The sequence below is a fragment of the Amycolatopsis sp. M39 genome, assembly GCF_001651785.1.
Lineage (GTDB): Bacteria > Actinomycetota > Actinomycetes > Mycobacteriales > Pseudonocardiaceae > Amycolatopsis > Amycolatopsis rubida.
The window spans coordinates 130,003-149,332 of sequence record NZ_LWSF01000005.1 but is presented as its reverse complement, the minus strand read 5'-3'; the positions used below and the strand labels follow the sequence as shown (position 1 = coordinate 149,332).

General features: G+C 69.3%; 21 protein-coding genes. 10 read left to right on the top strand and 11 right to left on the bottom strand.

Going from position 1 to position 19,330, the window contains the following annotated elements:
- Window positions 1-34 precede the first annotated feature (34 nt).
- A complete protein-coding gene (locus tag A4R44_RS15295; protein ID WP_067580497.1) occupies window positions 35-523 on the top strand; it encodes a GNAT family N-acetyltransferase in 489 nt (162 codons plus the stop codon).
- A gap of 7 nt (window positions 524-530) precedes the next feature.
- On the opposite strand, the gene A4R44_RS15290 is transcribed toward A4R44_RS15295, so the two are convergent.
- Window positions 531-962 (bottom strand): Lrp/AsnC family transcriptional regulator, encoded by a 432-nt coding sequence (locus A4R44_RS15290; protein WP_037715277.1) that lies wholly within the window; start codon window positions 960-962, stop codon window positions 531-533.
- Window positions 963-1,124: 162 nt separating this feature from the next.
- Between A4R44_RS15290 and pdhA the strand changes: the two genes are divergently transcribed.
- Genes pdhA through A4R44_RS15275 form a run of 3 tightly spaced genes read left to right on the top strand, consistent with a single transcriptional unit; the run spans window position 1,125 to window position 4,473 of the window.
- The gene (gene pdhA / locus A4R44_RS15285; RefSeq protein ID WP_067580495.1) at window positions 1,125-2,225 is read left to right on the top strand and encodes a pyruvate dehydrogenase (acetyl-transferring) E1 component subunit alpha; all 1,101 of its coding nucleotides are present in this window, start codon (window positions 1,125-1,127) and stop codon (window positions 2,223-2,225) included.
- The gene (locus A4R44_RS15280) at window positions 2,222-3,238 is read left to right on the top strand and encodes an alpha-ketoacid dehydrogenase subunit beta (RefSeq protein WP_067580492.1); all 1,017 of its coding nucleotides are present in this window, start codon (window positions 2,222-2,224) and stop codon (window positions 3,236-3,238) included. The genes pdhA and A4R44_RS15280 overlap by 4 nt, the downstream gene beginning before the upstream one ends.
- Window positions 3,238-4,473 (top strand): dihydrolipoamide acetyltransferase family protein, encoded by a 1,236-nt coding sequence (locus tag A4R44_RS15275; protein ID WP_067580490.1) that lies wholly within the window; start codon window positions 3,238-3,240, stop codon window positions 4,471-4,473. The genes A4R44_RS15280 and A4R44_RS15275 overlap by 1 nt, the downstream gene beginning before the upstream one ends.
- 6 nt (window positions 4,474-4,479) lie before the next feature.
- On the opposite strand, the gene A4R44_RS15270 is transcribed toward A4R44_RS15275, so the two are convergent.
- The 5 genes from A4R44_RS15270 to A4R44_RS15255 all read right to left on the bottom strand — a co-directional run bounded on the left by A4R44_RS15270 (window position 4,480) and on the right by A4R44_RS15255 (window position 9,668).
- Complete coding sequence (locus A4R44_RS15270) at window positions 4,480-5,748, bottom strand: glycosyltransferase family 2 protein (protein ID WP_067580487.1); 1,269 nt, start codon at window positions 5,746-5,748, stop codon at window positions 4,480-4,482.
- Complete coding sequence (locus A4R44_RS47915) at window positions 5,745-5,918, bottom strand: hypothetical protein (RefSeq protein ID WP_157904878.1); 174 nt, start codon at window positions 5,916-5,918, stop codon at window positions 5,745-5,747. Before A4R44_RS47915 ends, A4R44_RS15270 begins: the two co-directional genes overlap by 4 nt.
- Window positions 5,919-5,940: 22 nt before the next feature.
- A complete protein-coding gene (locus A4R44_RS15265) occupies window positions 5,941-7,623 on the bottom strand; it encodes a DUF2334 domain-containing protein (protein WP_232791612.1) in 1,683 nt (560 codons plus the stop codon).
- Window positions 7,620-8,813, bottom strand: a complete 1,194-nt coding sequence (wecB, locus tag A4R44_RS15260; RefSeq protein WP_067581226.1) for a non-hydrolyzing UDP-N-acetylglucosamine 2-epimerase — start codon at window positions 8,811-8,813, stop codon at window positions 7,620-7,622. Before wecB ends, A4R44_RS15265 begins: the two co-directional genes overlap by 4 nt.
- A gap of 369 nt (window positions 8,814-9,182) precedes the next feature.
- Window positions 9,183-9,668 (bottom strand): carboxymuconolactone decarboxylase family protein, encoded by a 486-nt coding sequence (locus tag A4R44_RS15255; RefSeq protein ID WP_067580485.1) that lies wholly within the window; start codon window positions 9,666-9,668, stop codon window positions 9,183-9,185.
- 46 nt (window positions 9,669-9,714) lie between these two features.
- Between A4R44_RS15255 and A4R44_RS15250 the strand changes: the two genes are divergently transcribed.
- Window positions 9,715-11,112 (top strand): PLP-dependent aminotransferase family protein, encoded by a 1,398-nt coding sequence (locus tag A4R44_RS15250; protein WP_067580484.1) that lies wholly within the window; start codon window positions 9,715-9,717, stop codon window positions 11,110-11,112.
- A 1-nt stretch (window position 11,113) separates the two neighbouring features.
- Here the strand turns inward: A4R44_RS15250 and A4R44_RS15245 are convergent, their stop codons facing one another.
- Window positions 11,114-11,323 carry a molybdopterin-binding protein gene (locus A4R44_RS15245; protein ID WP_067580482.1) on the bottom strand — a complete coding sequence of 70 codons (210 nt, stop codon included), beginning with the start codon at window positions 11,321-11,323 and terminating at the stop codon, window positions 11,114-11,116.
- 229 nt (window positions 11,324-11,552) lie between these two features.
- Here A4R44_RS15245 and A4R44_RS15240 point away from each other — a divergent pair, with 229 nt between their 5' ends.
- From A4R44_RS15240 to A4R44_RS15230, 3 genes are all read left to right on the top strand, one after another.
- Window positions 11,553-11,729 (top strand): CsbD family protein, encoded by a 177-nt coding sequence (locus tag A4R44_RS15240; protein WP_067580480.1) that lies wholly within the window; start codon window positions 11,553-11,555, stop codon window positions 11,727-11,729.
- Between the two features lie 111 nt (window positions 11,730-11,840).
- Window positions 11,841-12,449: a TetR family transcriptional regulator gene (locus A4R44_RS15235; RefSeq protein ID WP_067580478.1), complete on the top strand. Its 609-nt coding sequence runs from the start codon at window positions 11,841-11,843 to the stop codon at window positions 12,447-12,449.
- An 18-nt stretch (window positions 12,450-12,467) separates the two neighbouring features.
- Entirely contained in the window at window positions 12,468-14,003 is a 1,536-nt protein-coding gene (locus A4R44_RS15230) for an FAD-dependent monooxygenase (protein WP_067580476.1), read from the top strand.
- On the opposite strand, the gene A4R44_RS15225 is transcribed toward A4R44_RS15230, so the two are convergent.
- Both A4R44_RS15225 and A4R44_RS15220 read right to left on the bottom strand, forming a co-directional pair.
- Complete coding sequence (locus tag A4R44_RS15225; protein ID WP_067581224.1) at window positions 13,975-14,784, bottom strand: class I SAM-dependent methyltransferase; 810 nt, start codon at window positions 14,782-14,784, stop codon at window positions 13,975-13,977. The two genes, A4R44_RS15230 and A4R44_RS15225, sit on opposite strands and share 29 nt — an antisense overlap.
- A 23-nt stretch (window positions 14,785-14,807) precedes the next feature.
- The gene (locus A4R44_RS15220) at window positions 14,808-15,629 is read right to left on the bottom strand and encodes a class I SAM-dependent methyltransferase (protein WP_067580474.1); all 822 of its coding nucleotides are present in this window, start codon (window positions 15,627-15,629) and stop codon (window positions 14,808-14,810) included.
- Between the two features lie 36 nt (window positions 15,630-15,665).
- On the opposite strand from A4R44_RS15220, the gene A4R44_RS15215 reads away from it, so the two are divergent.
- Together A4R44_RS15215 and A4R44_RS15210 are read left to right on the top strand one after the other, a co-directional pair.
- Window positions 15,666-17,096 (top strand): FGGY-family carbohydrate kinase, encoded by a 1,431-nt coding sequence (locus A4R44_RS15215; protein ID WP_067580472.1) that lies wholly within the window; start codon window positions 15,666-15,668, stop codon window positions 17,094-17,096.
- 13 nt (window positions 17,097-17,109) lie between these two features.
- On the top strand, window positions 17,110-17,781 hold the full coding sequence (locus A4R44_RS15210; protein ID WP_232791611.1) for a S9 family peptidase: 672 nt from the start codon (window positions 17,110-17,112) through the stop codon (window positions 17,779-17,781).
- On the opposite strand, the gene A4R44_RS15205 is transcribed toward A4R44_RS15210, so the two are convergent.
- Together A4R44_RS15205 and A4R44_RS15200 are read right to left on the bottom strand one after the other, a co-directional pair.
- The gene (locus A4R44_RS15205) at window positions 17,774-18,478 is read right to left on the bottom strand and encodes an anti-sigma factor (protein WP_067580466.1); all 705 of its coding nucleotides are present in this window, start codon (window positions 18,476-18,478) and stop codon (window positions 17,774-17,776) included. The genes A4R44_RS15210 and A4R44_RS15205 overlap by 8 nt on opposite strands.
- Complete coding sequence (locus tag A4R44_RS15200) at window positions 18,475-19,014, bottom strand: sigma-70 family RNA polymerase sigma factor (RefSeq protein WP_067580464.1); 540 nt, start codon at window positions 19,012-19,014, stop codon at window positions 18,475-18,477. The genes A4R44_RS15205 and A4R44_RS15200 overlap by 4 nt, the downstream gene beginning before the upstream one ends.
- Between the last annotated feature and the right edge of the window lie 316 nt (window positions 19,015-19,330).

The window sequence follows — 19,330 nt, the reverse complement described above, 5'->3', positions numbered from 1 at the left end:
CCGGCCCTGCTGAACCGGTGCTAGAACAGGACAGGTGGACCTCGAAACCCTCCCCGGCGCGACGCTGCTCCCCGCGACCCCCGACGACGCCGCCGAACTGATGGTGCTCCAGCGGTGTTGCTGGGTACAGGAAGCCCTGCTCAACAACACCCTGGAGCATCCCGCACTGACCGAAGACCTCGCCGAGGTCCGCGAGGCGATCACGACCTGGCGCAGCTGGGTCGTCCGGCAAGGACACCGGCTCGTCGGCGCGGTCCGCGGCCGCACCGTCGAGGACGGCGGCTGGGAAATCGGCCGCTTGATGGTCGCGCCGGATCTGGCGGGACACGGCCTCGGGCGGCTCCTGCTGGCGCACGCCGAGCGGCACGCGCCGCCGGAGACGAAGCAGTTCGTCCTCTTCACCGGTGCGTCCAGCGAACGCAACATCGCCCTCTACGAGCGGGCCGGGTACCGCCGCGCGCCGCTGCCGTTCGAAGCGACCGGGGTCTACCAGCTCGCGGTCTACCTGGTCAAAGCGGCCTGACGGAGGCTCACAGCTCGTCGAAGACCAGGACGGTGTGCGTCGAGAGCACGTCCGGCATGTTCTGCAGCCGTTCGAACACCAAGTCCCGCAGGCTGTCCGCGTCGCGGGTCCGCACGAACAGGATCAGGTCGTTGTCCCCGGACACCAGGCCGCCGTGTTCGATTTCCGGGATGTGCTTGAGTTCCGCGCTCACCGTGCGCCACGAGTTCTGCGTGACCTTCAAGTACACGTACGCCGCCAGGCCCTGCCCCATCCGGCGTGGATCGGTGACCGCCGCGTATCCCGTGATCACTCCTTCGCGGTGCAGTCGCTCCACCCGCGTGTAGCAACCGGCCCGCGAAATGTGCGCGCGTTCGGCGAGGGCGCGCATCGAGGCACGGCCGTCTTTCTTCAGCTCGGCGATCAGTTTCAGATCGACCTCGTCCAGCGCCGCTGCCATTTGTCCACCCGGCTGGGACATCCGCGTCACCTCGCAAGCCAATCGTCCAACCATAGCCCGTCAACCACGGCCATCATTCCACAGTTATCCGTCAAGTCTGGATCCTTGATCGCCCGACAGCGAGTATCAGGGCCTACTCGTCTTCGTCGATGGGAGCTGTCGGTGACCACTACGGAACGCACTGCCGCGTCCTGTTTCCTGCCCAGCGACGAGCCGCTCGGCCTCGTGACCGCAGACGGCACGCCTGCGCCCGACCCGGCGCTCGCGATGCCCGCGGACGACGTCCTCCTCCGCCTGTACCGCGGCATGGTTTCCGGACGCCGCTTCGACACCCAAGCCACCGCGCTCACCAAACAGGGCCGGCTCGCGGTGTACCCGTCGGCGCGCGGGCAGGAGGCCGCCGAGATCGGCTCGATCCTCGCGCTTCGCCCGCAGGACTGGCTCTTCCCCACCTACCGCGACTCCATGGCCGTCGTCGCGCGCGGCGTCGACCCGGTCGAGGTCCTCACGCTGTTGCGCGGCGACTGGCACTGCGGCTACGACCCGTACCGCGCCAACGTCGCCCCGCAGTGCACGCCGCTCGCGACCAACACGCTGCACGCGGTCGGCTTCGCGCACGCTGCGCGTGTGAAGGGCGAGGACACGGTCTCGCTCGTTCTCGTCGGTGACGGCGCCACCAGTGAAGGCGACACGCACGAAGCGCTGAACTTCGCCGCCGTCTGGAAGGCACCGGTGGTCTTCCTCGTGCAGAACAACGGCTACGCCATCAGCGTCCCGCTCGCGAAGCAGACCGCTGCACCTTCGCTCGCGTACAAGGGCGTCGGCTACGGCATGCCCTCCGTACTCGTTGACGGCAACGACGCTGCCGCCGTACACGCTGTCGTTGAGGAGGCTGTCGCACGCGCTGCAGCTGGCGAAGGGCCGACACTCATCGAAGCTGTCACCTACCGTATGGAGTCGCACACCAATGCCGACGACGCGACGCGCTACCGCGAGAAGGCCGAAGTGGAGCAGTGGCGCACGCGCGACCCGATCAGCCGCCTCAAGCAGTACCTCACCGACCGTGGCCTCCTCGACGACAAGGCGCAGCAGGAGATCGACGCGCGCGCCGAAGAGGAAGCAGCGGCGTTGCGCGAGCGGATGAACGTCGACACCAAGCTCGACCCGGCGGATCTCTTCCGGCACGTCTACGCCGAACCGACCGCCGCGTTGCGCCAGCAGGCCGCCGAACTGGCGCACGAGAGCACCGAGGACCAGGCATGACCGCCACTCTGGACACGACGCTGTCCCTCGCCGGGGCGCTCAACCGCGCTCTCGCCGACGCACTCGCCGAGGACGAGCGCGTGCTCGTCTTCGGCGAAGACGTCGGCACGCTCGGCGGCGTTTTCCGCGTCACCGACGGGCTCGCCGCGCGTTTCGGCGACGCTCGCGTCTTCGACTCGCCGCTCGCCGAATCGGGCATCGTCGGCACCGCGATCGGGATGGCGATGAACGGCCTCCGCCCGGTGATCGAGATGCAGTTCGACGCGTTCGCCTACCCCGCGTTCGAGCAGATCACCAGCCACCTCGCCAAACTCCGCAACCGCACCAAGGGCCAGGTCGAACTGCCCGTGGTGATCCGCGTGCCCTACGGCGGCGGCATCGGCGGCGTCGAGCACCACTGCGACTCGTCCGAGGTCTACTACACGCACACGGCCGGCCTGCGCGTCGTCACCCCGGCCACACCGGATGACGCCTACACCCTGCTGCGCGAAGCGATCGACAGCCCGGACCCGGTCATTTTCCTGGAACCCAAGCGCCGGTATTGGGAAAAGGGCACCGTTGACCCGCAACGCCGTTCACCCGGTCTCGACAAAGCGGTAGTTCGGCGCGAAGGCAGCGACGTCACCCTCATTTCCTATGGCGGCGCTCTCGGCACAACTCTCGAAGCTGCCGAAGCGGCCGCCGAAGAGGGCTACCGCGCCGAAGTGATCGATCTGCGCAGCCTCGCGCCATTCGACCTGGAAACGGTCGCCGCGTCGGTGCGGCGCACCGGTCGCGCGGTCGTCGTGCACGAGGCGAGCCGATTCTGCGGTTACGGCGCCGAGGTCGCCGCACAGCTGTCCGAGCACTGCTTCCATTACCTGGAAGCGCCGGTCTTGCGCGTCGCCGGATTCGACATTCCTTATCCCGCACCGAATCTGGAACAGCACCACCTGCCGGGTGTCGACCGGATCCTGGACGCGATCGAACGCCTCCAGTGGGACGACGCGGCACCGCTCGACGGGGAGAAGTGATGGCCGTCTTCAAGCTGCCGGACCTCGGCGAAGGCCTCACCGAGGCGGAGATCGTCGCGTGGCACGTCGCGGTCGGAGACACCGTGACCGTGGACCAGACCGTCGTGGAAGTCGAGACCGCGAAGGCGAGCGTCGAGGTCCCAGTACCGTTCGCGGGCCGAGTCGCGACGCTGCACGGAGCAGCGGGCGAAGTGCTGGCCGTCGGCAGTCCGTTGATCACTGTGGACAGTGCCGCGGACTTCACGGAACCCGGCGTCGTGACGCCGGAGGGCAGCGGGAACGTCCTGATCGGATACGGCACCAGCCAAACCCGCACTCGGCGCGCGCGGCGGTCGCGCGGCAGCAAGGCGCCAGCGGCCGCCCCCGCTCCAGCGCCGAAGTCCGCTTCGGACCGCATCCGCGTAGTGTCCCCGCTGGTCCGCCGTCTCGCCCGCGAGTCCGGAGTAGACCTTCACGCGCTCACCGGAACCGGCACCGGCGGCATCGTGAGCCGCGCCGACGTCGAGCGCGCGATCGCCGCCGCCGAGACCCCAGCGGTCCCGGCATCGGACGAGCAGCGAATCCCCCTGCGCGGCCTGCGCAAAACCGTCGCCGACAAGCTCGCCCGCTCCCGTCGCGAGATCCCCGAGGCGACCGTCTGGGTGGACGTCGACGCGACCGAACTGCTGCAGCTGCGCACCGCGCTCAACAGCGATCCGCACGCCTCGAAGATCAGCCTGCTCGCGCTCGTCGGCCGATTCGCCGTCGCGGGCCTGCGCCGGTTCCCCGAACTGAACGCGCATCTGGAAGGCGACGAGATCGTCATCCCGTCCGCCGTGCACCTCGGCTTCGCCGCGCAGACCGACCGCGGCCTGGTCGTCCCGGTGGTCCAGAACGCGCACCAGCACACCCTGGAAGACCTTTCCGCCGCGCTCGCCGATCGCACCGAACAGGCCCGCGCCGGACGCCTCGCTCCGGCCGATCTCACCGGCGGCACGTTCACCGTGAACAACTACGGCGTGTTCGGAGTGGACGGTTCGGCCGCCATCATCAATTACCCCGAGGTGGCGATCCTCGGCGTCGGCCGGATCATCGACCGGCCGTGGATTGTGGACGGTCAGGTCACCGCCCGCAAGATCACCGAGCTGACGCTGGCGTTCGACCACCGCGTCTGCGATGGCGCCACCGCGGGCGGATTCCTCCGTTTCGTCGCCGACTGCATCGAAAACCCCGTACGGCTGCTGCGCACTCTCTGAGGACGGTCAGGCTGGCAGCTCTGCCAGCCTTTCCGTTTTCGCCCACACGTTCCGCTTCAAGACGATCCGGAACACCGCCCGCCACGTCGCCAGCACGCCGAGCAACAGGAACGCCGGGTAACACAATCCGGCCAGCAACGCCCGGTGCGGGGGTTCGGCGCGCAACCGGGCAAAGTAGACGATCGCCCACATGATACCGGGCAGCAGCAACGCGGCCAGCCACCATGCCACTGCCTGTGTCAGGTTTCCGGTCTCGGCGACCAGACCGCCGAGTGTGTTCCCGGTCAGCAATGCCGCCGGCACAATCACCAGCAGCGCCGCGGCGATCAACGACAGCGGAACAGTCAGCCACGGCACGACCAAGTAGACCAGGAAGTCGAACAAGCCGGTCCCGGCAATGAATCGAGAGGTCGCGAGACTGCGCAAATGCCGTGAGCACTGGAGGTTTCCCTGTGCCCACCGGGTCCGCTGCCGCAGCAGGCGGCGCGCGTCCTCCAGTCCCTGCTGAGTCACCCAAGCCCGTTGCGTGTACCGGATCCGCACCCCGGCCAGATGCAACCGCAGGCCCAGTTCAAGATCCTCGACCAGGCAGTCGCTCCACGGCGACGGCCCGAACTTCCGCAACACCGACAGTCGCGTGAACTGCCCGTTGCCGCCCATCCCGACGCTGCCGAGCACGTCCCGCAACGACTGCGCAGCGTCCGCGATCGCGCCGAACTCCAAGTCCTGCAACAACGCCAGCAACCGGTGTCTATTGTGGATCCGCACCCGGCACTGCACCGCACCGACGCCGCGGCTGCGCAGCATCGCCGCCACCTCCGTGAGCAATCCGGTGCTACCGCGCCCGTCACCGTCGATGATGCCCACGACCGTCTGGGAACCAGTGCCCTCCCGCTCAGCGATAGCGTCGACGTAGCGGTAACCCGCGTTGAGCGCCTCGCCCTTTCCCTGTCGCGCCTGGGGCAGGTCACGCCGCAGCACATGCAGCCGATCATCAGCGATGCCCGCGACAATCTCCGGCGTGGCGTCATCAGATCCGTCATCGATCACCAGCACTCGCACCGGAGTTTCCGGACTGCCCAGGCGCAACGCGTTCCGCACTGTGTTGGCGATAACGCGTTCTTCGTTCAGCGCCGGAATGACAATCCAGAACAACAACGGACGCGAAGCACGTTCAGTCGCGGGCCGGGGCGCGCGCCAAGCGAAAGCCGCCAGTACCAGGTTGTGGACCGGCCACCAGCACAGCAACAGCACGAACCACCACGGCTGCGTCATGCCGCGTGCCGCCCCCGGGAACTGCTGGCATGCAGCCGGACCGAACGGACCGTGAACGCCATCGCGACGAATCCGGCCACTGACAGGACCACCCACAGCACCCCGTGGAACGGCACGAAACCGATCGCGGCGGCGGACACGACCGCGGGAGCGACCCGGGTGACAGACATTTATTTTCCTTCCAGAAGAAACTCAAGCAGCGGCAGCGGCCGGGGACACGAAGCGATAGCCGAGCCCCTCGATCCCTTCGACCACCTTCCGAAGGTCGCCGATGCCGAGAAACGGGTGATAGTAAAAACCGACGACGCTGTCGGTCACCACGCGATGGGTTTTCGCGTCGGCCAGGATGTCGTCGGCGGTGCGGGCGGCATGCTGGTTGAACTTGGCCGGAGCCACGTTCCCGACGTTCTCCGGCACCACGACAGTCCCGTATACGTCGCGGACCGGATACGGGAAGAACTGGCCGTACACCTCGCGATAGGACACGTCGGTCCGTCCACATTGGCCGCCGTCACACTGACCGGCGTAGTAACTGCCCCGGTCGTACCGCATCGGGAAGACCCGGCCCGCCTCCTGATAGTCCACAGCGGACCCGCCGTAATGCGGGAACTCGAACGCGTCCGGCCGCGGCAGCCCGACCCGGTCGAACTCGGCGAGCCCGGTCCCGACGCGACCGCGGAACCACTCCGGCGAATCCTCCGGGACCGGTCCGCTGAGGCGCACGTTGTCCCGGTGGTCGACCGTCGCACGATAGAACTCGTAGTCCGCGGCGCTGGTCCCTGAGTACGGGTTGTCCGTCTCGTCGTACTGGTGACTGTAGCCGTGCATCACCAAGGTTCCGCCCCGCGCGAGCGCATCACGCAGTGCCGCAACGAGTTCCGGACTGTCCACCAGACGCGTGAACGTCGGCTTACCGCCATTCGCCGCACCACGCGGATCCGCGTAGTACGGGTACACCGCCAACGAGAACGGCACACCGCGCCCGCTGAGGTAGTCGGTGATCGCCCGGACTTCGGCAGGCGGCGTACGCGGACCGATGTCCTCGATCCGCACGAGCGCACGTCGACGTGCCGGAGCCTCCGGCGCGAGCACGCCAAGGAGGATGTCCGCAGCCGCCAGATAACGATCGCCCGCGCTGACGTACGAATACGGCACTTCGGCGAGATAGGTGAAGGATCCACTGTGGACCGCCCACGGCGACACCACTCTCTCCGCAGACTTCGCCCGCGCCAGCACGTTCGCCTTTGGCGAGGTCACCCGCACTCCCACGACATCGACGCCGGCATTGGGGTCACGCCGCAGGTCAGTGTCCCGATAGGACACCGTCGTGACTTTGTCCTCCCGGAACGGAGCCCACGTCCAACCCCACTTTTCGGCAAGTGCGGGCGCGTGCTCGAACAACTGCCAGATGTTGCTGCCCATCCACACCACCGGCAGCCGGGTCCGGCTCAGGTCGTCCAGCAACGCGGGCGGGAGCTGCGCGTCGTAGACCGTGCCGACGTAGACGACCGCCTGGTACTCGTTCAGCTCGCCGCGGCGGTAGTCAGCCGCAGGCAACATTCGCCAAGCAGTAGAACGGGAAACCAGGTTCGCCGTCTGAATCGCGTTGGCCTGCGCCTCCTCGGCGACCTGCGTCGCGGGCGGACTCGGCCGCAACCGCCGCCCGTCGTCGAAGAGCACCAACGTGCGCCGGTCGGCGCGCCCGCCGGGACCGGCCAGGCCGATTTTCGGCTGCCGCAGAACCGGGTCGATCGGCGAGGCCGCTTCCGAACCGGAACCGTCGTCCGAGACCACCACGACGATCCCGCCCACCAAGCTCACCACCGCGACGACCATGATCCCGAGCCGTAACCACGCCGGGAACCGTTGGCTCACTGCACGACCTCAGCCTGCTCCGGGACGAACGGTTCCGGCGCTTCAGCGGTCAGGCCGAGCAGCCAGGCCACCGCCTGCTCAGTGCGCTCCGCGGCCCGGCCGTCGCCGAACGGATTGGCGCGCGTGCTCATCGCCGCCCGCTGCGCCGGATCGGCCAACAGCCTCGACGCGGTGTCCACGATCAGCTCGGCATCCGTGCCGACGAGCATCGCACAACCGGCGTTGACTGCTTCCATCCGTTCCGTCGTGTCCCGCAGCACCAGCACCGGCACCTTGAATGTCGGCGCTTCCTCTTGAATACCACCGGAATCCGACAGCACGAGCGAACTCGCCGCGATCGCCGCCGCGGTCTGTTCATACGGCAACGCCGGGGTAAGCACCACGCGCGGGTGACCAGCCAGCGTCTTAAGCACTGCCTCTTGCACAGCCGGGTTCGGATGTACCGGCAGCAACACGCGAACGTCCGGATGCCGCGCCAGCAGAGTGTCCACAGCGGACAGAATGCGCGTCAGCGGATCGCCCCACGACTCCCGGCGATGCGCAGTCACCAGAACCAACCGGCACTCGCCCCGCGTCGCCGACTCGACCACCTCGGAAACCGCACTGTCGGCAAAGGACACTCCCCGATCCGTGACCCGGGAAATCGCGTCCACCACAGTGTTTCCCGTGACCAGGAGAACGCTGTCGTCAATGCTCTCGGTACGCAGGTTCCGCGCGGCCGCCGGGGTCGGGGCCAGGTGCAGGCTCGCGGTCTGCGTGACCAGCCGCCGGTTCAGCTCCTCCGGGAACGGCGACCGCAGATCGAACGAGCGCAGCCCGGCTTCCAGGTGCACCACAGGAATCTTGCGCCAGAACGCGACCAGCGCACCGGCCACTGTGGACGTCGTGTCGCCCTGCACGAGCACCGCCGCGGGCGGGCGCTGCGCGGCGAGCGCGTCGAGACCGGTCACCAGCTGCGAGAACAACTCGGGCTGACCGCCCTCGACCCGGTTCAGGGTGAGCCGCAGGTCCGGGGTCAGCGAGAACGCGGCGAGCACCTGATCGACCAGTTCGGGATGCTGCCCGGTCGCGACGAGCACCGGGTCCAGCCGTCCGGACCGGCGCATCTCCTGCACGACCGGCGCCATTTTGATGGCCTCCGGCCGGGTCCCGGCAATCAGCCAGACCACCGGTGCGTCACCCCGGGTCATCACGGAACTCCATTTCAGCGAGAGCGGACGCGATCCGGGAAACAGTCCCTGGATCGCGCCGACCACGCTAATTGCGGCATCCGGAATCGACCTCACCCGCGCGGGTCAAAATCACCGTCAGTAGTCGCCGTCACAAGTCGTCAAGAAGACACCAGAACACTGCTCACCTTGCTTCTAAGCATCTGCTTACTTAGCCGAACACGGTCGCACCAGGCACGGCAAGCACACTCCGTAATCTTGCTGGATCGGTTAAGCAACCAGTCCCGGAAAAGGGCACCCGAGTCCTCGGATGCCCTTTTCTGTTCCGCGGTCAAACCGGCGGCATGCCCGACCCGCGATCCTGCTCACCTAGTGGTCCAGACCACCAGGTCAGTGCTTCCCCGGAACGTATTCACCGGGCACCATCCGCGTCGTGACCGCGAACCGGTTCCACGCGTTGATCACCGTGATCGTCGCGATCAGCTGAGCCAGCTCGGCCTCTTCGAAATGCTCGGCGGCGCGGGCGAAGACGTCATCGGGCACGAAGCCGTCGGTGAGCACGGTGACCGCTTCGGTCAGCTCCAGCGCGGCGACCTCCTTCGCCGTGTAGAAGTGCTTCGACTCCTGCCAGGCGGAGAGCTGGATGACGCGCTCGCTCGTTTCGCCGGCGGCCAACGCGTCCTTCGAGTGCATGTCGATGCAGAAGGCGCAGTGGTTGATCTGCGAGGCTCGGATCAGCACCAGCTGCCGCAACGCCGGGTCGAGGCCGTGGCGGGTCGCGGCGTCGAGCCGGATCATCGCCTTGTAGGCCTCGGGCGCCAGTTCCGCCATCTTGAGGCGGGGCGGTGGCACCGGAAGTCGTTCTGTAGTCGTCATAGCTTCGACCCTACGAGCGATTGGCACTCTGTTATGGTCCATTTCCGTGCGTGCGGAGTGGGCCAGTTCGCTGAGTGAAGACCTCCATCTCGACCTGCGCGGGCCTCGCCTGCGCGACGGTCTGATGGAGGCCCTGCGCGACGCCATCCGCACCGGACGACTGGCCCCAGGAGCGAAACTGCCGTCCAGCCGCACGCTCGGCACGGATCTCGGCATCGCCCGGAACACCGTGGCGCAAGCGTATGCGGAACTCGTCGCCGAAGGCTGGCTCACCGCTCGGCAAGGCGCCGCAACCCGGGTTGCCCCGCGCGCCGAGATCGCGCCCGCACCGACTGTGCCGAAGCCCGCGTCGCGACACCGCATCGAGCACGATCTACGCCCCGGCCAACCCGACCTGTCCGCGTTTCCCCGCGCAGACTGGCTTAAAGCCGCGCGCCGCGCACTGGCCGACGCGCCAGACGACGCATTCGGCTACGGCGGTCCGTATGGCCGTCCAGAGCTACGCGAAGCCGTAGCCGCGTACCTCGCCCGTACGCGTGGCGTACGCGCGCACCCGGACCAGATCATGATCTGCACAGGTACGTCGCACAGTCTCATCGTGCTCGCCGAAGTGCTGAAGCAACGTGAAACTCAAGCGGTCGCCGTAGAGTCGTACGGCCTGCAGGTACATCGCGCGCATCTCGCCAAGGTCGGCCTCGACACTCCGCAGTTGCCGGTGGACGCCGACGGTGCGATGGTCGAACGCCTCAACGACCTGCCCGGCGTCGGCGCGGTTCTGCTGACGCCGTCGCACCAGTTCCCCACTGGCGTCGCCCTGCATCCGGACCGCCGCGCCGCAGTGGTGGACTGGGCGCGCCGGACTGGCGGCCTGGTGCTGGAGGACGACTACGACGGCGAGTTCCGCTACGACCGCGGCCCGGTCGGCGCGATGCAGGGACTCGATCCGGAGCACGTGATTTACCTGGGCACCACAAGCAAAGCGCTCGCACCGGGGCTGCGGCTGGGCTGGATGGCGCTGCCGCCGCGGATCGCCAGCGCCGCCGCCGAGATCAAGGGCGAACGCGACCCGTTCTCCGGCGTGCTCGACCAGCTCGCCATGGCCGAATTCATCACTTCGGGCAGCTACGACCGGCACATCCGGGCGATGCGGCTGCACTACCGCCGCCGACGCGACCAGCTCGTCGCGACGCTGGCCGAGCAGGCGCCAAACACCCGGGTGACCGGGCTGTCCGCCGGTTTGCAGGTACTGCTGAACGTCCCGTCCGGCGAGGAGGACGCGGTGGTGCAGGGGTCCGCATGGCAGGGGCTGGCCATGCACGGGCTCGGCGCGTTCCGCCACCCCGACGCGCCCGCGGACCGCGACGCGCTGGTGATCGGCTACAGCACCCCGTCGGCCAGCGCGTGGGCGGGCGCGCTGGCCGCGTTGTGCCGGGTGCTGCCTTAGCTCACTCGACGCCGAGCATGACCTCGGTCGACTTCACCAGCGCGGTGACCGGCTTGCCGACTTCGAGTTCGAGTTCCTCGGCGGCGTCCTTGGTGATCGACGCGACGACGGACTGTCCGCCGTCGAGCTGAACTGTGACCACGGTCATGACCGCACCGGGCTGGACCGCGGACACGGTGCCGGTGAGCTGGTTGCGTGTGGACAGACGCATGGCTGGGAACTCCTTCGAAACTGGACAGAACACGGCCACAGTAAAGGGAAATATCCGGTTTCGCTGGCACCGTCCCTGGCGGTCCGCAGCAGGTGCGGAGGCAGTCACCCGACCGTGCCCGCAGGTGCTGCCCGCCTGCCGGGGGCGTGCCGATTCCGCGTTTTCACAAGTTTGCCGCGCCGCGGAGCGGGTAGCCGAAGTGCGAGGGGCACGAAAGGGAGGACCCGTCGTGAACGACAAAGCCGAGAACAAGGCCGAAGAACTCAAGGGTCGCGCCAAGGAAGCCGTGGGCAACGCCACGGACAACGAGCAATGGCAGGCCGAAGGCAAGGCGGAGCAGGGCAAGAGCAACCTGAAGCAGGCCGCCGAGAAGGTGAAGGACGCGTTCAAGAGCAGCAAGGACTGACGCGACGCCAGCGAAGCCCGGGGCATCCGTGCCCCGGGCTTCTTCTTGCCCGCAAACTTGCGTGACAGGCAAACTTTGCTCGATACGCAAGTAACGCGCTACAGTGGCCCCATGACCGAGCGACCGAGCCTGCGAGACCGCCGCCGCCAAGAGACCCGGGTCGACATCTCCTGGGCGGCAGTCCGGCTCACCGTCGAGCGCGGTCTGTCGAACGTGACAATCGAGGACATCGCCCGCGAAGCGGGTGTTTCGCCGCGCACCGTCAACAACTACTTCTCCAGCAAAGCCGAAGCGATCGTCGCGCGGCACCAGGACCGGGCTCGCGGGATCGCTGATCACCTCCGCGCGCGCCCGGCGTCGGAGCCGCTGTGGACCGCGCTGCGGGAAGCGTCGCTAGCGCAGCTCGACGCCGACCGCGGCACCTCCCCCGGCGGCGGGAACGATCCGCAATGGACAGCCGGGGTCCAGGTCATGATCGCCGAACCCGCACTGGCGGGTGAATTCCTCAAAGCCAATGTCGCGGCCGAAGAAGCACTGGCCGAGGCGATCGCGGAACGCCTCGGCGCGGACGTCCACGATCTCCGCGTCCAGCTCATCGCCACCACCGCGGGCGGCGTGCTGCGGGCAGTCATCCAGGAGTGGCTGCGCACCGCCCCGTCCGCGGACTTGACCGCCATCGTGCACCGGGCGTTCGACGCGCTCGCCGAGGTGCTTCCCTGATCCCGCAAGGAGATCTCCATGTCCGACATCGTCATCGCGGGCGCCGGGCCGAACGGCCTGATGCTCGCCGCCGAACTCTGCCTCGCCGGGGTCCGCCCCGTCGTCCTGGAGCGGCTCGCCGAACCTGACGGGCTCCGCCGCGCCAACGGTCTCGTCGGCCAGGTGGTGCCGCTGCTGCACCGTCGCGGGCTGTTCGAGAAGCTCGCCGGGGCCGGCGAACCCACGCCGGCGCCGCGGTTCGTCTTCGGCGCTTTCCCGATCGAATTCGCCGACCTGCCCAGAAATCCGATGTATCTCGTGTCGCGGCCGCAGCACGAGATGGAGCAGATCCTGGCCGGACACGCCGCCTCGCTCGGCGCCGAAATCCGCCGCGGCCACGAAATCACCGGCTTCACCCAAGACGAGAACTCGGTGACCGCGCAGGTGCGGGGACCGGACGGGCCCTACGAGATCGCCGCCGAGTACCTGGTCGGCGCGGACGGCGGACGCAGCACGGTGCGCAAGCTCGCCGGAATCGATTTCCCCGGCGTCACCTGGGACGAAACCGTGTCCCGCAGCGCGAATGTCCGGCTCCCGCGATCCTTCGCCGATCCGGTGACCGGCGGGCTGAAGCTGGCGACCGGCGTCCTCCCGCCGTTCCAGCACCACCGCATGGAAACCGGGTTGTTCGTGTTCGCGCCGTTCGACCCGGCGAACCCGGTGCTGTCGGTCACCGAACACAGCGGTGCCGCCGATTTCGCCGAGGACGATCCGCTGACCATGGAAGAACTGCGCGGGAGCGTGCGGCGGGTGCTCGGGGTCGAGCTGCCGCTCGAACCGCCGTCCGGTCCCGGCCCGTTCCTGCTGCGCAGGCTGTCCGGCGGCAACACCCGGATCGCCGAGACGTACCGGCGGGGCCGGGTGCTGCTGGTCGGCGACGCGGCCCACGTGCACTCCGCGCTCGGCGGCCCCGGGCTCAACCTCGGTCTCCAGGACGCGGCGAACCTCGCGTGGAAGCTCGCCGCGGAGGTGCGGGGCTGGGCTCCGCCTGGGCTGCTCGACAGCTACCAGACCGAACGCCGCCCGGTGAGCGAGCGCGTCGTGATGCACACCCAGGCACAGAGCGCACTCGTCGCGCCCGGCCCGGAAGTCACCGCGCTGCGCGAGTTCTTCGTCGAACTGCTCGCCTCTCCGGACACGCGGCAGCACATCGCCGACCTGATGTCCGGCGCGGACATCCACTACGGCACCGACCCGAACAGCGGCCGCTGGGCTCCCGACTTGCCGCTTGCCGACCCGGGCCCGCTCACCGCCGCCTACCAAGCGGCGCGCCCGGTGCTGCTGGATCTGACGCCGGGCGCTGTGCTCGCCGACGTGGCCGCGCCATGGGACGACCGCGTGACCACCGTGTCCGCCGCGGCAACTGACGAGGCACCCAGCGCGCTGCTCATCCGCCCGGACGGGTACGTCGCCTGGTCCTCCACCGACGCCGAGCCAGACGTCGAAACGCTTCGGGCCGCGCTCACGCAGTGGTTCGGCGCGCCGGTCAGGTCAGCCGTGTCGTCGCCACGTTGACGAGCGCCCCGGCCGGGAGCGTGCCGTCCGGGGCCACCAGCGACCGGGACGCCACCTTGAACGCGGTCCGCAGCCCCATCAGCTGCGTCTCGTCCAGGGCTTCGACCTGGTAGTAGGTGTCGTGGCAGACCTGCCAGACCGAATCCGGCGCACCGGAGAGGTCCACCAGCAGCTGGTGCCATCCGACCGGTGCGAACCCGGCAGGGCCGAGCAGCGCGTCGAGGCCTTCGCGGGTACGGCTGCGCGGATCGCCGGAGACCGGTACCTGCCGGTCCTCGGCCACCACCGCGAAAAGCGGACGGGCGACCTTCAGGAACACCTCAAGGGCGTCGGTCCCGCCACCGCCCACACCGATCACGAAGGCGCCGCCGGGCCGCAGCACGCGGGCGGTTTCGGCGATCACCTTCTCGACGTCGGACATGAGCATCAGCGCCATGTGCGACACGACCGTGTCGTAGCTGTCGTCCTCGAACGGCAGCTCCTGCGCACGGCCTGGCCGAAGGTCCGCGTCGGCGAGCCCGGCCCGGCCGCGCGCGAGCTCCAGTTGCTTGGCGGAAAGGTCGATGCCGGCGAGCTTCCCGGTACCGCGACCGGCGAGCACCGCCAGCAGCGCGCCGTCCCCGCAGCCGAGGTCGAGCACGCTGCCGGAACGGCCGACGTGGTCGGCGAACGCCTCGTACACCGAGCGGCCGTCGACCCGGCCCCGCCCGGCCAGTTCGGACGCGGCTGCCGGGTTCCGGTCGTGAAAATCGCGGAGGAACTCTTCGGCGGGCGTCATCATGCCCGAGACGGTAGCGCGAACCATCACTTCAGCAGTTCGGTTTGGGCCAGGTCGACGCACAGCCCCGCCGGAAGCCGTCCGTCCGCGGTGCGCAGGTGCTCGGTTTCGGCGAGGAAGGCCGAGCGCAGCCGGGCCAGCTGAGCGTCGTCGAGGGTGTCGGTCGAGTAATACGATTCACAGCACAACGTCCACACCTCTTCCGGCTCGCCGGTCAGGTCGATCTCGTACGGCTCCCAGGAAACCGGCGCGAACCCGGCAGGAGCGAGCACCTCGTCAATCCCCTCGCGGTTCGACGTGCGCCGCTCGGCGGTGTAGGTGGCCTGCCGTTCTTCCGGCACCTCGCGGAACAGCGGCCGGGCCAATTCGAGAAACACCGGCGTCGCACCAGTCGATTCGGGACCACCGACGACGGCCGCGAAGGCCCCGCGCGCAACCAGCACCCGCGCGATCTCGGCAGCGACCGCCTCCGGATTGTCCATGAGCATGAAGGCCATGTGCGACACGACCGCGTCGTAGCTGTCGTCCTCGAACGGCAGTTCCTGCGCCCGTCCGTGATGCAGCTCCGCACCGGCCAGCTCGGGCCGTTGCCGGGCAAGGTCGAGCTGGCCGGAAGACAGATCGACGCCAGCGAGCTTTTCCGCACCACGGCGGGCTAAAACGGCCAGCAGCGCACCGTCGCCGCAACCGAGATCGAGCACCCGCCGCGCGGGCGCGACCCGATCGGCCAGCACCTCGTAACTCGTCCGGCCGTCCCCGGTCACCCGGCCGGACTCGATCAGCACGGACATCGCGTCCGGTTTGCGATCGTGGTACTCGCGCAGGTAACTCTCCGCGGCAGAGGTCATGCTCCGACGGTAGCGAATTCCTGGTACCCCTGTGGCATGGACGAAGAAGCTCTGCTCGGCATCGATGTCGGCACGACCGCGGTGAAAGTCGCGGCGTTCGCGCCGGACGGCCGGGAGCTCGCGGCGCACTCGGTGCCCTGCCCGATCGCGCGGCCGCGTCCCGGCTGGGCCGAACAGGACCCGGAAGACTGGTGGCACGCAACGGAAACCGCGCTGCACGTGGTCCTTTCCGGACTCCCCGCCGGCGCGGTGCGCGCGGCCGGGATCGTCAGCCAGGTCAACACCCATCTCCTCGCCGGCCGAGACCTGCGGCCGCTCACCCCGGCGGTGATCTGGCAGGACCAGCGTTGCGCGGAGCTCGCCGCGGAACTCGACGCACGCTTCACTGACGACGACAAAAAACGCATCTGGGGCGGGCCGATCGTGCTCGATGCGTCGTTCGCCGGGGCCCGAGCAGCGTGGTTCGCACGCGAGCATCCGGAGCTGTGGTCCCGTGCGCGATGGATGCTGAGCCCCAAGGACTTCATCGGCGCGCGGCTCACCGGACGCGTCGCGACCGACCTGCTGTCCGGCGTGCGCATCGCGGGTGCGTCCGGCTATCTGCCCGAAGCGGTCGCGCTCGTGGACGGACTCGGCGACCGGCTGCCGGAACTGCTCGCGCCCGAGGAACCCCTCGGTCACGCTGCCGTACTGGGCGACGCTCCGGTCGTCGTAGGGACCATGGACGCGTTCGGCACCGTTTTCGGTACCCGCACAACAGAACCGGGCCGCGCGATGGTCGCCTGCGGGACGTCGCTGGTCGTCGCGGCCGCCTCGCACCGGCACGAATCGGTCCGCGGCCTGGTCACCTTCCCGCCCCGCGGCGAACTCGTCGTGCACGCCGGACCCACTCAAGCCGCGGGCGACGCGGTGCGCTGGTGGAGCCGAGCGTCCGGACTGTCCGTGCCGGACGTGTTCGCTTCCGCCGCGGAAGGCACGTCCGGTGTCGTATTCCTGCCGCACCTGCAAGGCGAACGCGCTCCGCTATGGGATCCGGATCTTCGCGGCAGTTTCCTCGGGCTGACCTCGTCCACCACCACCGCGGACCTGTCGCGAGCCGTCCTCACCGGAGTCGCGTTCTCCGCGCGGCACGTGCTGGAAACCGTCGAGGAAGCCTGCGGCGAACCCCTTCCGTCAGTGACGTTCTCCGGCGGCGGCGCACGCAGCGACCTCTGGACCCAACTCCACGCCGACGTGCTGTCCCTCCCCGTCGAACGCCTCCGCGTGCACGACAGTGCCGCACTCGGAGCCGCCCTGCTCGGCGCAGTCGGCGCAGGCCGGTACCCGGACGTCGAAACCGGCGCGGCCGCGACCGTCGCCGTCGAGCGCACCTTCACCCCCGAGACAGACCTGACCGGCCTGTACGAGGCGTATCGCGCGGCGCACGAAGGGCTCGCAAGAGTGCACGAACGGCTGGCGCGATGGTGATCTAATGGCCGGCATGGAGACCCTCCGCTACGGCAGCGAGCCCAGCCAGTTCGTCGAACTCCACGGGGACCCTGGCGGGCGGGGCACCGCGATCCTGCTGCACGGCGGATGGTGGCGCGCCCGGCATGACCTGCACCAGCTCGACCCGATGGCGACCGACCTGGTCGGCGCGGGCTGGTACGTGGCGAACGTCGAGTACCGCCGCATCGACGGCGACACCGGCGGCTGGCCGCAAACCCTGGACGACGTACGAGCCGCGATCGCCGCCGTCGAACGTCCGGCCGCGCTGCCGACGGTCGCGATCGGACACTCCGCGGGCGGGCATCTGGCGCTGCTGGCTGGCGGACTTTCCGGGGTCGTCGCGTTGGCCCCGATCACCGACGTCCCGCGCGCCCGGGCCGAGGAACTGGGCGAAGGCGCCGCCGGGCTGTTCCTGACCGGCGACGACCCCGCGGCCTCGCCGATCCGGCGCCTCCCGATCGGGTGCCCGCAGCTCGTCGTGCAGGGCGACGCCGACGTCCGGGTCCCGGCGGCGCACAGCCGCGACTACGCGGCCGCGGCGAAGGCGGCCGGCGACGACGTGGACTACGTCGAACTTCCCGGCGTCGACCACTTCCGCCTGATCGACCCGGCGGACCAGCCGTGGCAGCCCGCCCGCGCATGGCTCGACCGGCGGTTCAGCTGACGTCCGCCTCGACGAACCGGCGCCCGGCGGTGTTCTCGACGACCACCGCCACCACCTGCGCCGGGTCGACGACCGCCGTGCCGTAGAGGTACGCACCGTCCCGGGCCGCCCGCTCCGAGACCATCCAGCCGCCCGCGACCTGGCGCTGGCCGTCCTTGCCGAGGACGACGAGCAGGCATTTCTCCCCGGCCGGAATCCCCGTCACCGAGCCGTCCACGCGCACCCAGCCGGGTTGCGGCACGATGTTCGCGGTGAGCCGGGTCCTCCCGCTGGCATCCGCGCCGGAAACGACCTTCGTGCCAGGAACCGCGCTGGTCGGCGGCGGCGTAGCCGGCACCGCCACCGCGGGCCCGGAAGAACTGCGCCCCACCATCACCCCGGCCCCCAACGCGACCGCGGCCACCACGACCGCGGCCAGGATCGCCATCGACCGTCCCCGTCCAGCCCGCGCGCGCGACTCCGCGCGAACCCGGTCCACGGTCCGCTGCATCACCAGGTCCGCCCCCACCGGCGGACCTTCCAGCAACGCCTCCGGCGGCAGCTCGCCGAGGAAACTCTGCACCTCCCGCAGAGACGCGGCCTCCGCGCGGCACCGCTCGCAGCCGTCCAGATGCGCCTCGACCTCGCGCTGCTCGCCTGCCGCGAGCTGACCGGACAGGTATCCCGCCAGGTCGACGTGTTCGTCGGCGGTGTTCATCCGGCCACCCCTTCCGCTCGCCGGAACTCTTCCCGCAACGCCCGCAACCCGTAATACGAGCGGGACTTGACCGTGCCCGGCGGAATCCCGAGCCGCTCCGCCGCTTCCGCGACACTGCGCCCCTGCAGATACATCTGCTCAAGCACCTCGCGATGCTCCGGAGAAAGCCCGTCGAGCGCGGCGAGCACCACCATCGAGTCCACGACCTGATCGGCATGATCCCGCTCGACCGGCCCGCCCGACGGCGACTCGGCCACCTCCTGCGGCCGCGCCTCCTTCGCCCGGACCCGGTCGATCACCAGGTTCCGCACGACAGTGAGCAACCACCCGCGCACCGACCCACGCCCGTTGACCAGGCTGTCCGGACTCCGCCACGCGCGGACGAGCGCCTCCTGCACCACGTCCTCCGCCGCCGCGCGGTCGCCGAGCAGCCGGGCGGCGTAGGCGAGCATCGCCCGCCCGTGCTCCTCGAAAAGCGTGCGGACCAGCGCCTCGTCCGCAACCGCCCGCCGGTGACGGGCCCTGAACCCGGCCATGCCCCGATCATCCTCCCGGGCAGGGCCGATTGTCGCGCGGCCGACGGGTGTTGCTTCCCGCCCGGTACCGCTGGCTCTTTGTCCGGGCGCTCCGGACGGTTCACCTCCGGTGATCGCTGGTGCAGCTTCCCGGCCGGACGCCGGACCTGTTCCGGACCGGGCGGCGGCTCCCCGATCGATACCCGCCCACCAGCGTGGTTCCGCCGACACGATCGGGGAACACACCGCCTGCGGGCCCCGGACGTGGGCTAAGTTCGCACCTGATCCAGCCGGAAGGCTTGCTCACCAGGTCGGCGCACGCCGGTGCCGTGCACTG